The organism is Parvimonas sp. oral taxon 393 str. F0440, assembly GCA_000223315.2.
Taxonomy (GTDB): Bacteria; Bacillota; Clostridia; order Tissierellales; family Peptoniphilaceae; genus Parvimonas.
On record AFUS01000004.1, the window covers coordinates 336,414 to 351,657 of the forward strand.

The window sequence follows — 15,244 nt, forward strand, 5'->3', positions numbered from 1 at the left end:
AGTGCCGATATTCAACTTAAATCGAAATAATATAAAATTACGAGGAGATTATAAGATGAACAATTATATAAAATTAAATGAAGATAGATGGAATAATGTAAAAAATGACTATACTGAGCCATTGACACATGAAGAATTAGAAGAAGTTAGAAATAATCCAATTTCTGTTGCATTAACTGTTGGGAAAAAAGTTCCAAAAGAATGGTTTAAAAAAGCAAACGGAAAAAAGATATTAGGTTTAGCTTGTGGTGGTGGACAGCAGGGTCCGGTTTTTGCTATAAAAGGTTATGATGTAACCATAATGGATTTTTCTAAATCACAATTACAAAGAGATGATATGGTTGCTAAAAGAGAAGGCTTAAAAATCAATACAGTTCAAGGCGATATGACAAAACCATTTCCATTTGAAAATGAAACTTTTGATATTATTTTTAATCCGGTTTCAAATGTATATATAGAAGATTTAGAAAACATGTATAAAGAAGCCTCTCGAGTATTGAAAAAGGGTGGACTGTTAATGGTCGGATTTATGAATCCTTGGATATACATGTATGATGCTGACATTGTATGGGACAAACCCGATGAGGAATTACTTTTAAAGTTTTCAATACCTTTTAATTCAAAAAAGCTTGAAGAGGAAGGCAAGATAACAATAAATCCAGAATATGGATATGAATTTAGCCATACCTTAGAAACTCAAATTAGAGGACAACTTAAAAACGGTCTCGCTATGATAGATTTTTATGAATCGTGTGACAAAAGAAATAGATTATCACGTTATGGAAATGACTATATAGCTACACTTTGTATTAAACTATAATATTATAGAACATACTTCAGGAGAATAGTCCATTTTATTTTCCGTAAGGGTTAAAATCTAAATCTAAGTTTGTCGAAGTAAAACAATTAAATAATATCCTTAATAGAAAAGAAAAGAAAATATCGGATATTTCAATAAAAATGAAACTGAAAAAATATAATATAAGCTAACAAGAATAATGCTTGAAGTTACGTAGAAAAATGAACGAAAAGAGATAGTTTTGATTAAAAATACTTAAAAAGTAGCAATAGGAGTGATAAATTTGAATTTTATATTTAAAAATTAAAAAATTTATATTTTTAAGAATTTTTTTCCATTTTGTTTACATATTGGCAATAGCGGGTTTGCCGACTGTTATAAAATATATGATTGATAATAGTTATAGTAATGGAATTTATGATGTTGTTAAATTAACAGGGATATTTGTTCTTCTTATTGTTATTGGAATGGGAGCACAATATATAAGTCAAAGAAGTGCTTGGAGGCTTGAAAAAGAATTTAATCTGTATTTTAGAGAAAATTTGTTTTCTGTAATAATCTGTAAAGAACCTTCTGATTTTAATAAAAACAGTATAGGAGATTATAATTCAAGATTAAATAATGATATTGCTTCCTGTGCTGAATATTTAGAATATACTATGATGATATTTGAATCTTTGATTTCATTTATTATTTATGCAATTTATATCTTTATATTAAATTATAAAATTGCAATTATAATATATTTAGTTGCTTTGATTGTCTTGTATTTACCAAATTTAACAGCCAATAAATTTTCAAAAAAGAAGAAAAAGTTGCTTGACGATACAGCTTTTTACAATTCAAAAATTATAGATTTATTAAGCGGTTATGCATTTATAAATTGTTTTACATACAAAAATATAAATAAGAATTACGAAATTTCTCTTAGTAAATTGGAAGAAAGCAGATATAATTTTGGGAAATTTAAAACTTTTGTAAATGTTTTAAATGGGCTGGTTATGTATATGATTAATATTTCATCATTTGGAATTATGGCATTTCTACTATACAAAGGAGAAATTACAGCCGGAATTGCAACAGCTACTATTGCATATATTCAAAATTTTATGTTTCCACTTCGTACTGTGATTGATGCAATAAGTCTTCGTAAATCGGTAGAAATTGTTATGAAAAATGTACTTTTGGAAATTTCAGAAAATAAAATTTGAAAGTGGAAAATGTAAAATTTACTAATAATATAAAATGCGATAAAGTAAGTTTTAAATATGATGATTATATAATTAAAAATTTTCTTATACTTTTGAGAAAAATAAAAAATATGCAATTATCGGAGAAAGTGGAAAGGGAAAATCTACACTTTTAAATCTTATAAATGGAAATCTTTCTTGTACAGACGGTCGTATTACAATAGATGATATAGAAGTTTCTTATAGATTTTGTAATCAGTTGATAATGTATTTAACTCAAAAATCTCATATATTTTCTGAAAATTTTTGGGACAATGTAAGTATCTTTGACAGTTTTGATAAAACTATTTTGGAAATGGATAATAGATATATTCCGCGAAATAAAGTTGATATTTTATTAAAATCAAAAAACAACAACGAATTAAGTGGAGGAGAAAAACAATTAGTAAATTATTTGAGAGCAATTTTATCCGGTAAAGAAATATTACTTTTAGATGAGCCTTTCTCCGCAATGGATAAAAATATGGAAAAGTATGTTTGTAGTAAGTTATTGGAAATGGAAGATAAGACAATAATTATGATTACTCATAATGTGGAAAAAGACTTCTTGGATAATTTTGATGATATAATTTATATTTAAGATTATAAAAAATTGAAGTATTCGCACTAAAGCCTGTATTACAGCAATTGTTAAATTATTTTGGGAGATATTTATGGAATTTAATAAGGATAAATGGATAAAAGATGGTATGATTGTAAATATGCCAAAAAAACAGAAAGATAAATATGAACTTTTTGTTTATTTAGCTTCTATTTGTTTTGACGAAAGAAAATATACGGAAAAAGAGATTAATGAAATTTTAAAGAAATACTATGCAGATTTTTGCTACTTGAGAAGATATATGGTTGACTTTGGATTTTTAAAAAGGACTGATGATGGAAACGAGTATTTCTTTGATAAGTCGGTATTAGATTTAATTTAGGAGTAGAGATATGATATATATAAAAGAAATTTCTGTTAATGAAACAAATGTGTTTTGGGATAAACATATTAAGTATTTAATAGAAGATGAAATTGTTACAGATAAGGAAGAAATATAATATTTTTCAAGTAGCGAGTATAGAGATTTTTTAGAAAATCGTATGAATAATGATAAGGATAGACATTATATTGCATATTTTTTTGAAAATGATATAGAAATTGGAGCTGTTCAATTTACGATTTATACCAATGAAGATGGAAAATATTTTGGAGAATGTTTTATACTTGATTTTTGGATATATCCTGAGTTTAGAAATAAATCCAAAGGTTTGGAATGTTTTAAAAAATTGGAAAAATATACAAAACCACTTGGAGCAAATCACTATGTTTTAAATTCAATGAAAGAAAATTCAATTAGATTTTGGAAAAATTTAGGATTTGTAGAAAATGGAGTTGATGAATGGGGTATGAAATTGTATAGATTGTATTAGATTTTCAATATTTTTATGGTTAATTAATTTAATAGAGAAATGTTAAAGGAGCTTTATAAAGCTCCTTTATTTTTGTAGTTTATTCCTTGATATGAATTTCTTTGTTTTAGAATTTTACTAATTTCTCCTATTGTTTTAATTTTATTTTTTGACCAAAGGGGAGCAACAAGTTTTTCTTTATCGCCATCTCCTGTGAGCCTATGAATAATTATGTCCTTGTCTAAATTTTCTATTGCCATGATTAGAGCATCTATATATTCATCCCAAGTTATAACTTTGAAGCTACTTTTTAAATATTCTTCATATAGTTCACAATCGTTCTGAATATAGAGACTGTGAATTTTAATGCCCCAAGGTTTTTTAGTATTTACATAATCAATTGTATTTTTATAATCTTTTTTGTTTCATTTGGAAGACCGAAGATTATGTGGAAAATAGTTTTTATATTTAATTCTTTTAATCTTTTCACACAATTTTCAAAAGTTTCCGTACTGTAACCTATATTCATATTATTTCTTGTGTTTTCATTTGAGCTTTGTAGTCCAAGTTCAATCCAGACTTCAATTTTTTCATTCAGTTCTGCAAGTAAATTATAAATTTCTTCATTAAAACAATCTGCTCTTGTAGCAATGGATAGCACTTTTACATTCGGGAAATTTATTGCCTCATAGTACATTTTTCTAAGTTCTTCCATGGGTAAAAATGTATTTGTATAACTTTGAAAATAAGCGATATATCCATTGTATTTATCTTTATCTTTTAAAAATTTGATTTGAGCGTTTAATTGTTCGGTTATAGACTTTCTTTTAGTTGTAAATTCTCCACTTCCACTTTCAGAGCAGAATTTACATCCTTTTTTCCGTTTTTCTATTTGGACAAGAAAACCCTCCATCGATGGAGAGTTTTAAAAGCCTTGAACCGAATTTTTCTTTTAGATAAGAACTTAAATCATTATATCTTTGCATATTATCTCTTTCTTAATTGTTCTTTTTGTTCTAAAACATGACGTTTTAATTCGTCTAAATATTCTATTTCATCATTTGAGAAATCAACATTTTTCAAAAATCTTCCTGCACCTTTTATTACCATTAATTCAGGATTTTCCGGATTTAATACTTCTAAATGTGTTCTATCTGTTATTAATTCAACAAGTCCTGGAATTTGAGAAGTGCCTCCTGTTAAAATTAAACCTTTTTCAGAAATATCAGCAATTAATTCAGGCGGAGTTTTTTCTAAAGTTTCTGTTATTGCATTTAAAATTTTGTTTAAAGTCATCCCGATTGCATGAGAAATATCCGAATCATTTACAAAAATATGCATTGGAAGTCCATTCATTACATTTCTTCCTTTAATTTCATACATTGAACCGTCATTTGTAGGATATGCTCTTGCTGCTGATAACTTGATAAGTTCTGCAGTGTTTTCTCCAATCAACATATTATACCTTGTACGAATAAAGTCTGCTATTGCTTGATCAATAGAATTTCCACCGATATTTAAACTTTTTGCAATTATTATTTCTCCGTTTGAAATTACAGAAATATCAGTTTTTCCTGCTCCGATATCTACAACCATAGTACCTGATGTCTCATTTACATTAATTCCACAGCCTATTGCAGCAGTTATAGTTTCTTCTAAAAGGACAACATTATTTGCTCCTGCAAGTTTTACTGCTTGAGTAATGGCTCTTTTTTGTACTTGTGTCAATTCACTTGCAATACAAACTAGTACATTTGGTCTAAAGAAATTCTTTCCGATAGATTTCTTAATGGCTCTTTTTATAATGGCTTCAGTTACATTAAAATCTACAATATTCCCAGCTATTACCGGTCTTTTTGCAACTACATTACCGGGAGTACGTCCTAATAATTTTTTTGCAGTTTCTCCATAAGATAATATTTTATTTTTATATGTATCCATAGTAACGACTGATGGTTCATTCACAACGATACCTTTATTTTCAACGAAAGTAACTACCTTTGATGTTCCAAAATCAATGGCAAGAGTTTTTCTAAAATATTTCATAAAAATCTCCTAAAATTTTTCTATATATTTTCCTTAAAAAATTACCCATAATAAAAACAAGGATAATCCTATTTTCAAATTTAATTTAAACATAATTTCCTTGATTAATCAATCTAAACGAAATTAATCTATTATAATTTTACACTAAAAATTACAGATAGTAAAGGGAAAATTGAATATTAAAAAATTTGATAAAATTTATATGTTGTAGTAAAATAAGAATAATAAAATTAAAATTAATATGGAGGACTTTTATGTTTAGAATGAAAAACAAACTTAATAATTTATATAATGCAAATAAAGAAGTTAAGTTTGCCATTGTTGGAGCAGGAAAAATGGGAAAAGGACTTGTTAATCAGCTTTCAAGAATTAAAGGGCTTACAAGTTCTGTTGTAATTGACGAAAAACCTGAAAAAGCTATGGAAGCTCTTATTTCATCTGGAGTTAGAAAGTCAGATATTACTACAAGTGATAATATAAAAATAATTGAAAATTCTATAAAAAATGGGATGTATGTCGTTTCTGACGATTATTCCATTGCTTGTAAATTACAGGATATTAAAGGTATTGTTGATGCAACTGGCAATCCTCCTTTTGGAGCAATTTTAGCAACAGAAACTATTGAAAATAGAAAGCATATGATTATGCTAAATGTTGAATGTGATGCGGTTATCGGACCTTATTTATATAATTTAGCTAAAAAGAAAATGTAATTTATACAGGCTCTGCAGGAGATGAACCGGGAGCAATTATGGAACTTGCTGATTTTGCTTTAGGAGCGGGCTTTAAACTACTTGCGGTAGGAAAAGGAAAAAATAATCCTCTTAATCATTATATTACTGAAGATGATGTTAGGGAAGAAGCAATTTCAAAAGGACTTTATCCTAAAATACTTGCAGGTTTCATTGACGGAACAAATACTATGATTGAACTTACAAGTGCTGCAAATGCTTTAGGTTTTACTCCTGACGTTATCGGATGTCATGGTCCAAACGCTACACCTAAAGAACTTGGTAAAATATTCTCTTTAAAGGAACAGGGAGGAATTTTAAATAATTATAAGACTGTAGATTTTGCTTTTGGGGTAGCTCCGGGTGTTTTCGCTATCGTTACAAGTGATAGTGATGAAGTTCACGATTTAATGAAATATTTAAAAATGGGTGACGGACCGAATTATGCGATTTATAGACCTTATCATTTAACAAGTTTGGAAACTCCAATTACAATTTATAATGCAATTGTTGAAAAAGAATCAACTATTGTTCCTGCTTGTGGACAGGTTTCGGATACAGTTACAGTTGCAAAGAGGGACTTAAAAGCAGGAGAAATTTTGGATGGAATTGGCGGGAAATCCGTTTTTGGAAAGATTACTAGCCATGCGTATCAAAAAAGGAAAATCTTTTACCTATTGCTATGATTACGAAAAAAACCAATTAAAAGTAGATGTAAAAAAAGATGAACTTATAACTCTTGATATGGTGGAATTAGATGAAAATCATATTATAACAAAACTTAGAAGAAAACAAGATAAATTAGGTCTTTAGGAGAAAATATGGAAATTATTTCTAAATATAAAAATAAAATTGCAATCGTAATTTCTGTTGTTGCAGTTTTTCTGTTTGTTATATTTTTAAGTTTGAAATTCTCAGGTAATGCTAATAAAGAAGTTACTTTTGATTTTTCAAAACCCTATAATAAAATAGAATTTGTAAAAGATGAAATGTTTGTTTTTGAGAAAAACAAATTTTCTAGATACAATAAAAACGGGAAATTGAAAATAGAAAAAGAAATTGTGAATAATGGTAAAATTAGAATTTCAAATGACGTCATTTATTCACTTATGCCTAATGAATTAATTATGTATAGTAAGAATTTTGATGAGATAAAAAAAATATCATTAGAAAAAGAGAGTTTAGATTTTTTTGTTGAAAATAATAAATTAATATTGGTAAATAATGCAAGTTTTAGAATTTTTGATGAAAATTTGACGGAAATATATTCGAATGATGATGTTCAAAATCCGGGATATGTAAAATTTTCAAAAAGTAATAATAATTTTGTATATTCTGATTATTTAAAATCTGAAAATGTTATTAAATCAAGGTTTCATATATTAAATGTAAAAGATAAATCGTCTATTTGTGATTTTACATTTTTTAATGAGTTTATAATAGATTTTGGATTTGTAAATGATTCAGATGATAAACTTTATGTGGTAACAAATGAAAAATTATATCTTTTTGAAAAAATATTATTAAAAATCAATATTATATTAAAGATTTAAAGAATATTATTTATAGTTCAGGAAAAATATATTTATATTCTGAGGATTTGAAAGTTTTTAATGCTAAGGATTTAAAACTTGAAAAAACTATAGATACTGGAAATGACTATGTAAAAATGTATAATTTGACTGGAGAGATTCTTTTGGTGAAAAAAACGGGGTATGTATTAGTGGACAAATCTAGTTTTAGTATGAAAGAATTTTCTGAAGATATAATAGATTCAATAAAGAGCGAAGATTCAGTTTATTTGATATTAAAAGATAGATATAAAAAGATAAAATAGGAGGGATATTTTGAACGAAAAATATTTATTAATGACTTTTAATTCAGTTAATCATACAATGCAATTGGAAAAAGAACTTAAAAATTTAGAAAAGAAATTTAAAACAATTCCTACGCCAAGGGAAGTAAGCCGTTCTTGCGGTTTGGCTATTTTACTTGATCCAAATGAGCTGGAAACGGTGAAATCATTGAAAGAGGCAGGTAAAAATGTAGATTATCTTTGGTTTTTTGAAAAGACACAAGATAGAGGAAATGTTGTAACGGAGATAAATATTAATGAATAAATTTTTTGAAAATTTGATTTATTCGGACTCGCTCAGAAGTTTAATTATAAAAATAGTTTTATCGGTCATAGTTTTTTGGTTGCAAAAATTATTATTTATATTTTTACAAAGGCTTTGACGAATTTAGTTAAAACATATAAAAAGAATGATTTTAGTAATTCGAAAAAGTAAATTCTATTGTTTCCATCTCATCAAGTGTATTGAAATATATAATTTATTTTATTGTAATAGTTATAATTTTAAGTATTTTTGATGTAAATACTTTATCTTTGATAGCTACTGCCGGAGTTGGTGGTATTATCATTGCCTTTGGAGTTCAAAGTATTATTAAAGATTTATTCAGTGGAGTTTTTATTTTATTGGATGACCAATATAATATTGGAGATGATGTAATAATAAATGGAATTTCAGGAAATGTTATTGCTATAAATATGAGAAATACTCAGATACAAGGTTATGATGGAAGTGTAAATACCATTTCAAACGGAAGTATAACAACTGTTACAAATTTAAGTAAAAATAATCAAAGATCTGTTGTTACTTTCTGTTTTCCAACTGATGTAGATGTTGAAAAAGTTAAGAAAATCATAAATGATTTTTCGCCAGAATTTTCAAAAAAATATAAAAGTGTAATCAAAAATCCGGTATTTTTTGGAGTTACTGAAACTGAAAAATATTATGTAAAGATTGCTATTGCAATTTGGAGTAAACACTCTACGCAATGGCAAAACGAAAAAAATTAAGAGAAGAATTGTATAAAAAATTTAAAGAAAAAAATATTGAATTTTTGAAACTTGAAAAGGGTGATAAAATTGTATAAATACAAAGTGTCGGACATTGTAGTGCTAAAAAAAGAACATCCCTGTGGCACAAATAGATGGGAGATTTTAAAAACGGGAATTGAAATAAAATTGAAATGTCTAGGTTGTGAAAGGGAAGTTTGGATTAAAAGAATTGATTTTGAAAAAAGACTTAGAAAAGTTGAAATAGACGGAAAACTTTTCAAAGTTGCAAATCTATAAAGGAGGTAGTTATGGATTTTTTAGAATTGGCAAAAAAGAGATATTCAGTAAGAGATTTTTCAAGCAAAAAGGTTGAAAAAGAAAAGATTTTAAAAATTTTAGAAGCCGGGAAAATTGCACCAACTGCGAAAAATAGCCAACCGATAAAAATATACTATTGTACTGATGATGAAAAATTAAAACTTTTAAATGAGTCATCTCCTTGTGAATATAATTCACAACTTATGTTTGTTATAACATATAATTCGGATGAATGTTGGAAATATGAAGACGGAATTCCAAGTGGAGTTGTTGATTCTGCAATTGTTGCAACACATATGGTTCTTGAAGCTGAAGATTTAGGATTAGGTTCAGTTATCATCAAAGCATTTAAATCTGAAATAGTTAAGGAAAAATTTGATATTCCGGAACAAAACAAAGTAGAGTTACTTTTATTCATGGGATATAAATCTGATAATGCTATGCCTTCACCAATGCATGAAACTTATAAATCAGACGAAGAATTATTTGAGGAATTAAAAATAAGATAATCGGAAAGGAAAATATATGGATAAAATATTGAATTATTTATTTTCTTTTCAAGATATCGAATATAAAAATTTTAATGCTAAACTTATTCCAACAGTAGATAAAGACTTAATAATCGGAGTTAGAACACCGGAATTAAGAAATTATGCAAAAAAATTATTTAAAGAAGATGAAAAAAGAACTTTTGAATTTTTAAATAATCTTCCGCATAAATACTATGAAGAAAATAATTTACATGGATGTTTAATTGAGCAAATAAAAGATTTTGATTTAGCAATGGAATATACAGAAAAATTTATCCCATTTATTGATAATTGGGCAACTTGCGACTTGTTTTCTCCAAAAGTTTTTAAAAAATATCCAAATGAGACATATAGATATATTTTAGATTGGATAGAAGATGAAAAAACTTATGTTATAAGATACGGAATCGGACTTTTACTTTCAAATTATTTGGATGAAAATTTTAAAGAAGAACATTTGAAAATTGTTTCAAAAATAAAGTCCGAAGAGTATTATGTAAATATGATGATTGCTTGGTATTTTGCAACTGCTCTTGCTAAACAACAAAAGTATGCTATAAAGTTTATAGAAAATAAAAAACTTGATGATTGGACTCATAATAAAGCCATTCAAAAGGCAATTGAAAGCAGAAGAATTACTGAAGAAGATAAAACATATCTAAGAAGTTTAAAAATTAAAATAGTAAAATAGAATGAAAAGAGCGAACAGCTCTTTTTCATTTAAATAAAAAATATCCTTTAAAATTTGTACCTACATTATAGGGTAGTACAATCTAAAAGTTGTTAAACTATATCTAGAAAGGGGAAATCAAATGAGTATAATAAAATCTTTTAATAGTACGATAGATTATATAGAAACTGTTTTAGAAGATGAAATTGATGAAAAGAAAATAACTCATTTATCTGGATATTCTTATGCGATGTTTAGTCGATTATTTTCTATTCTGACTGAAACAACACTTTCAGAATATTTGAGAGGAAGAAAATTAACAGAGGCTGCGATTGCTTTAAGGGATACGGATGAAAAAGTAATTGAAATTGCATTTAGATTTGGATATGAGTCATCAGACTCTTTTGGAACAGCTTTCAAGAATTTTCATGGATTTACTCCTTCTGAAGTAAGAAATGGAAAACCATTCAAATTGGTTTCCAGAATTCAATTAGCTTTAACAGTTAAAGGAGGAAGAAGTATGAATGTTACAATTCAAAAGAAAGGTTCATTTACAGTTGCAGGTTTCAATGAAGAAAATATTAATTCATCATTATGTCCAAAAGTTTGGAATAAATTATATGAAAAATATAGCCAAGAAGAACTTGCAAGTCTAGGAGATGGAGAAAGTGTAGGTATTTGTCATGACGTAGAAAGTCCAAATGTAATAGATTACATGGCAGGATATATTGTTACGGATGTAGATAAAGCAAGAAGTATGGGACTTGATATCCTAGAATTAGAAGAGGCTGAATATGCTATTGTTGAACTAAAAGGAGTAGTTCCTGAATGTATTCACAATGGTTGGAAGTATGTAATGGAAGTGTTTTTTCCGGAACATGGATATGTTCATTCGGGAACTCCTGACTTTGAATATTACTATGAAGGGGATATGGATAGTAAAGATTATAAAATGGAATTATGGATTCCAATTGTAAAAGCGTAATATATTAAAAATGAATTAGAGCCATTGGCTCTTTTTTTGGGCTTGACGAAAATATCTTAATAGTATAAAATTAACTGTAATTATATTTTCATTATTGAATGTAATTAGCTCTATTTTTAAATGAAAAGATTGTATTTTATTGTTGTCGTTGGAGGCAGTACATGATGTATTTATTTAAAGGTAAATATAAAAAACATTTTATTTTATATTTTGTTGTGTGTATTTTTCTTGCATTATTTATAGTTGGAGACTCTTTTTTATTGCAATTTATTGTTACAAATTCTTTTAATGGTTCTAAAAATTTTAGTACTATTGTATTTTTTGTTGCCATTTTTATTATTTTACAAGCTTTTGGTTATTTTTTACAAGGTTATATGAGTGAAAAAATAATTAAATTGATTAGTTCGGATTTGAGAGAAAATATATTTATAAATATATTTGATACTAAAGGGTTAACAAATACAGATGATGATATTTCACAAGAAATAGTTGCATTGACTACACAATTAGAAACTTTTGAGGTCAGTTATTTAAATACAATTTTATGGGGGGAATATTTGTTTTGCCAATTTTTACTAGCAGTTATTGCAAGTTTAATAATAAAACCGGTATTTGTTATAATTATCTTAATTTTGAGTGTCCCTTCTTTATCTGTAGTTATTCTTTCAAAGAAACCAATTTCTGAATGTAGAAAAGATGTTATTTTAAATCAAGAAAAATTTATTTCTAGTACTGTTGATTTTATTCAAGGAAGTAGAAATATAATATATTTTAATTCTAAAGATGAGATATATAAAAATTTATTAGAAATAAGGAAAATATGTTAAAATCACAATTAAAAGGTGCTAAAGTTAATGCAAAAACGGATATGTTTAATAAATTTTCCAGTGCAATATTGTATTATGGAATATGGCTAGTCGGTTCATATTTTATAATAATCGGAAATATGAATTTAGCACAGATTATAGCATTTACACAATTAGTTAGCAGTATATCATTTCCTTTGCATATGGTTTTGGGGCTAACGAGTGATTATTATAACGGAAAGGAAGTTAAAAAATATTTAGAAAAATATATAAATTTCAATTTTGAAAGAAGAAAAAATAGCAATGAGATTGAATTTAAAGAAATTGCTATAAAAAATTTAAACTTTTCTATAAATGATGTAAAAATTTTAAATAATGTCAATTTGTCCTTACAATTTAACAGAAAGTATGTATTATTGGGAGAATCTGGATCAGGAAAATCAACTTTCGTAAATTTATTATTTAATAATAAATCTGATTTTACAGGCGAAATTCTTATTGATGATATAGACATAAGAAAAATAGATAGAAGTCAATTATTCGATAACATCGGGTATTTTCCACAAAAAATTATATTTTTAATAATAGTATTAGAGAAAATTTAACTGTTTTTAATAATAAGATTAAAGATGAAGATTTGATTTTAGCTATAAAAAATGTAGGATTGTCAGACTGGTTTTCAAATAAAAGTTTAGATGATGTAATTAGTGAGAATTCATTTAATTTATCCGGTGGAGAAAGGCAAAGATTTTTACTTGCTAGACTATTGTTAAGAAGATATAAATTTTTGATATTGGATGAGATATTTACAGGATTAGACAAAGAGAATATATTATATATTGAAGAATTGCTGTCAAAATTAGATATAGGATTTTTAGTGATAACTCACAATAGCAAAAATTTGTTAAATTTTGTAGATGATATTTTAGAAATCAGAAAAATAATATATTAAAAATAAATTAGAGCCATTGGCTCTTTTTTGTTGGACTTGACGAAAATATCTTAATAGTATAAAATTAACTGTAATTATATTTTCATAATTGAAAGTGTAATTAACACTATTTTTAAATAAAAAATGTTGTATTTTATTGTTGTCGTTGGAGGAGAGATGGAAAATTTAAGTACAGTAATCGAAAGATTAAAAAAACTGCAACAAAATTTATCAGAAATTGGTGATTCACTTTGACATTTCCAAGTTAGAGGATGAGTATAAAAATCTTGAATCTCAGAGCTTTAAGGAAGATTTTTGGAATGATTCCAAAAGTGCAAAGTCAATTTTGGATAATATGAAAAATTTAAAATTTAAGATTGAAACTTTTACTTGTCTAAGTCGAAAAATTGAAGATTCTATAGAATTTTTAGAAATTTTATCTGATGAAGAATTTATGGAATATGAAAAAGAAGCGTTAAAAAATATTTATAATATCGAAAAGGAATATTTATCTTTAAAGTTAAATACCTTAATGGTTGGAGAATATGATTCAAACAATGCTATTTTAGAAATTCATGCCGGAGCTGGTGGTACAGATGCTCAGGATTGGACTGAAATGTTACAACGTCTTTATACAAGATGGATTAACAGTAAAGGTTTTTCATTTTCAATTTTGGATTATAATTCTGATACTGAAGGAGGAATTAAATCTGTTACTTTAAAAGTTGATGGCAAAAATGCTTATGGATTTTTAAAAGGGGAAAAAGGAGTTCATAGACTTGTTAGAATTTCTCCTTATGATTCTTCAAATAAGAGACATACAAGTTTTGCAAGTGTAGATGTTTTTCCGGAGATTGAAGAAATTACCGATATTGAAATAAATCCTAAAGATTTGCGGATTGATACTTATAGATCCGGAGGAGCAGGAGGACAACATGTAAATAAAACGGATTCTGCAGTTAGAATAACCCATATTCCAACGGGAGTAACTGTTTCTTGTCAATCCGAAAGAAGTCAAATGTTTAATAGGGATACAGCTATGAGACAGCTTATTGCAAAACTTTTAATTATAAAGCAGGAAGAAAATAGAGAAAAAATAGAAGATATTCAGGGAAAATATTCCCAAATTGCATGGGGGTCACAGATAAGATCTTATGTTTTTCAACCCTATACACTTGTCAAAGATCATCGTACAGGTTATGAAACAGGAAATGTCGAGTCTGTTATGAATGGGAATATTGATGAATTTATAAATCAATATTTATGTGAATTAATAAAAAAGAGCAGGTGATTTTATGAAAAGAGAAACAGCAACTAGAATCGTTGCACTTGTATTGGCTTTAATGATGGTAGTTGGAGTAATACCGGCAATTATAGGGCTATTTAAGTAATGCAAGTTGTAAATATAAATTATAGTAAATCTAAAGAAGTTTTTGAAGTAGTTTTTGAAGATGAAACAAGACTTCTTTTGAATTACAATATTTTTGAAAAGTATAAGGTTTCAGTTGATATGGATTTTTCTGAAGCTGAAATTTTAGAAATGAAGTATTTTTCAGATATTGAAAGAGCAAAGTCAAGAGCAATAAATTATATTTCTGGTAAATTAAAAACAAAATATGAAGTTAGATTAAAACTAAAAGAAAATGGATTTGCAGAAGATATTATAGACGAAGTTTTAGATATTTTAGAAAAAGAGGAATATTTGAATGATAGAGTCTATTGTGAAATATTTATTGAAGATAAGAAAAACTAAATGGATATGGAAAAATAAAATCAAAACTTTATTAATTCAAAAAGGAGTTTCCAAAAATATTTTTGAAGACTTTTTGGATGAGTTTGAATACGATGATGAATTTGATAATGCTCTTAAAATGGGTATAAAAAAGTTGAATCTACTGTCAAATGAAGAGGATAATTTTAAAAAAAGCAAAAGATTATAAA

At 26.6% G+C, this 15,244-nt stretch carries 20 protein-coding genes and 3 pseudogenes; 20 read left to right on the forward strand and 3 right to left on the reverse strand.

Translation table 11 applies throughout. The annotated features are described in order from the left end of the window. The first annotated feature begins 55 nt into the window (after nt 1-55). The 5 genes and pseudogenes from HMPREF9127_RS02495 to HMPREF9127_RS02515 form a co-directional block, all read left to right on the forward strand. Nucleotides 56-820 carry a class I SAM-dependent methyltransferase gene (locus tag HMPREF9127_RS02495; protein WP_009447789.1) on the forward strand — a complete coding sequence of 255 codons (765 nt, stop codon included), beginning with the start codon at nt 56-58 and terminating at the stop codon, nt 818-820. A 305-nt stretch (nt 821-1,125) separates the two neighbouring features. Beyond that, nucleotides 1,126-2,010, forward strand: coding sequence for an ABC transporter transmembrane domain-containing protein (locus HMPREF9127_RS02500; protein WP_255261698.1), 885 nt, complete (start codon nt 1,126-1,128; stop codon nt 2,008-2,010). A 91-nt stretch (nt 2,011-2,101) separates the two neighbouring features. Next, a pseudogene (locus HMPREF9127_RS02505) lies at nt 2,102-2,629 on the forward strand (ATP-binding cassette domain-containing protein); the annotation flags it as partial. 73 nt (nt 2,630-2,702) lie between these two features. Beyond that, complete coding sequence (locus HMPREF9127_RS02510) at nt 2,703-2,972, forward strand: DUF2087 domain-containing protein (RefSeq protein ID WP_009448025.1); 270 nt, start codon at nt 2,703-2,705, stop codon at nt 2,970-2,972. Nucleotides 2,973-3,117: 145 nt separating this feature from the next. After that, nucleotides 3,118-3,462: pseudogene (locus HMPREF9127_RS02515) on the forward strand (GNAT family N-acetyltransferase); the annotation flags it as partial. 53 nt (nt 3,463-3,515) lie between these two features. On the opposite strand, the gene HMPREF9127_RS08830 reads toward HMPREF9127_RS02515, so the two are convergent. The 3 genes from HMPREF9127_RS08830 to mreB form a co-directional block, all read right to left on the reverse strand. After that, entirely contained in the window at nt 3,516-3,842 is a 327-nt protein-coding gene (locus tag HMPREF9127_RS08830; RefSeq protein ID WP_482198142.1) for a hypothetical protein, read from the reverse strand. Beyond that, a complete protein-coding gene (locus tag HMPREF9127_RS08835) occupies nt 3,830-4,354 on the reverse strand; it encodes a radical SAM protein (RefSeq protein ID WP_009447921.1) in 525 nt (174 codons plus the stop codon). Before HMPREF9127_RS08835 ends, HMPREF9127_RS08830 begins: the two co-directional genes overlap by 13 nt. A gap of 74 nt (nt 4,355-4,428) precedes the next feature. Continuing rightward, on the reverse strand, nt 4,429-5,487 hold the full coding sequence (gene mreB / locus HMPREF9127_RS02525; RefSeq protein ID WP_009448070.1) for a rod shape-determining protein: 1,059 nt from the start codon (nt 5,485-5,487) through the stop codon (nt 4,429-4,431). Nucleotides 5,488-5,741: 254 nt separating this feature from the next. On the opposite strand from mreB, the pseudogene HMPREF9127_RS09725 reads away from it, so the two are divergent. From HMPREF9127_RS09725 to HMPREF9127_RS02595, 15 genes and pseudogenes are all read left to right on the forward strand, one after another. After that, nucleotides 5,742-7,031: pseudogene (locus HMPREF9127_RS09725) on the forward strand (NAD(P)H-dependent oxidoreductase). Nucleotides 7,032-7,039: 8 nt separating this feature from the next. Beyond that, a complete protein-coding gene (locus tag HMPREF9127_RS02535) occupies nt 7,040-7,771 on the forward strand; it encodes a hypothetical protein (protein ID WP_009448446.1) in 732 nt (243 codons plus the stop codon). Between the two features lie 47 nt (nt 7,772-7,818). After that, entirely contained in the window at nt 7,819-8,055 is a 237-nt protein-coding gene (locus tag HMPREF9127_RS08855; RefSeq protein ID WP_009448424.1) for a hypothetical protein, read from the forward strand. A gap of 10 nt (nt 8,056-8,065) precedes the next feature. Next, the gene (locus tag HMPREF9127_RS02540) at nt 8,066-8,338 is read left to right on the forward strand and encodes a putative Se/S carrier protein (protein WP_009447867.1); all 273 of its coding nucleotides are present in this window, start codon (nt 8,066-8,068) and stop codon (nt 8,336-8,338) included. A 200-nt stretch (nt 8,339-8,538) separates the two neighbouring features. Next, nucleotides 8,539-9,081, forward strand: coding sequence for a mechanosensitive ion channel family protein (locus HMPREF9127_RS02545; RefSeq protein ID WP_009448233.1), 543 nt, complete (start codon nt 8,539-8,541; stop codon nt 9,079-9,081). A 69-nt stretch (nt 9,082-9,150) separates the two neighbouring features. Next, on the forward strand, nt 9,151-9,360 hold the full coding sequence (locus tag HMPREF9127_RS02550) for a DUF951 domain-containing protein (protein ID WP_009372460.1): 210 nt from the start codon (nt 9,151-9,153) through the stop codon (nt 9,358-9,360). Nucleotides 9,361-9,371: 11 nt separating this feature from the next. Continuing rightward, on the forward strand, nt 9,372-9,890 hold the full coding sequence (locus HMPREF9127_RS02555; protein WP_009448214.1) for a nitroreductase family protein: 519 nt from the start codon (nt 9,372-9,374) through the stop codon (nt 9,888-9,890). A 16-nt stretch (nt 9,891-9,906) separates the two neighbouring features. Continuing rightward, a complete protein-coding gene (locus HMPREF9127_RS02560) occupies nt 9,907-10,602 on the forward strand; it encodes a DNA alkylation repair protein (RefSeq protein WP_009447876.1) in 696 nt (231 codons plus the stop codon). A 121-nt stretch (nt 10,603-10,723) separates the two neighbouring features. After that, nucleotides 10,724-11,566: an AraC family transcriptional regulator gene (locus HMPREF9127_RS02565; RefSeq protein ID WP_009447960.1), complete on the forward strand. Its 843-nt coding sequence runs from the start codon at nt 10,724-10,726 to the stop codon at nt 11,564-11,566. Between the two features lie 164 nt (nt 11,567-11,730). Beyond that, nucleotides 11,731-12,393, forward strand: a complete 663-nt coding sequence (locus HMPREF9127_RS02570; protein WP_009448391.1) for an ABC transporter transmembrane domain-containing protein — start codon at nt 11,731-11,733, stop codon at nt 12,391-12,393. Beyond that, the gene (locus HMPREF9127_RS02575) at nt 12,387-12,977 is read left to right on the forward strand and encodes an ATP-binding cassette domain-containing protein (protein WP_009447705.1); all 591 of its coding nucleotides are present in this window, start codon (nt 12,387-12,389) and stop codon (nt 12,975-12,977) included. The genes HMPREF9127_RS02570 and HMPREF9127_RS02575 overlap by 7 nt, the downstream gene beginning before the upstream one ends. A gap of 32 nt (nt 12,978-13,009) precedes the next feature. Continuing rightward, nucleotides 13,010-13,324 (forward strand): ATP-binding cassette domain-containing protein, encoded by a 315-nt coding sequence (locus HMPREF9127_RS09650; RefSeq protein WP_009448398.1) that lies wholly within the window; start codon nt 13,010-13,012, stop codon nt 13,322-13,324. 156 nt (nt 13,325-13,480) lie between these two features. Next, nucleotides 13,481-14,594 (forward strand): peptide chain release factor 2 gene (gene prfB, locus HMPREF9127_RS02585; protein ID WP_255261672.1). Its coding sequence is split into 2 segments (ribosomal slippage): nt 13,481-13,555 and nt 13,557-14,594, totalling 1,113 coding nucleotides; the frame shifts between segments, so codons are not numbered across the junction. Between the two features lie 99 nt (nt 14,595-14,693). After that, nucleotides 14,694-15,056 carry a regulatory protein RecX gene (locus HMPREF9127_RS02590; protein ID WP_009448037.1) on the forward strand — a complete coding sequence of 121 codons (363 nt, stop codon included), beginning with the start codon at nt 14,694-14,696 and terminating at the stop codon, nt 15,054-15,056. Then, nucleotides 15,037-15,243, forward strand: coding sequence for a regulatory protein RecX (locus HMPREF9127_RS02595; protein WP_218015490.1), 207 nt, complete (start codon nt 15,037-15,039; stop codon nt 15,241-15,243). The genes HMPREF9127_RS02590 and HMPREF9127_RS02595 overlap by 20 nt, the downstream gene beginning before the upstream one ends. The last annotated feature ends 1 nt before the right edge of the window (nt 15,244 follow it).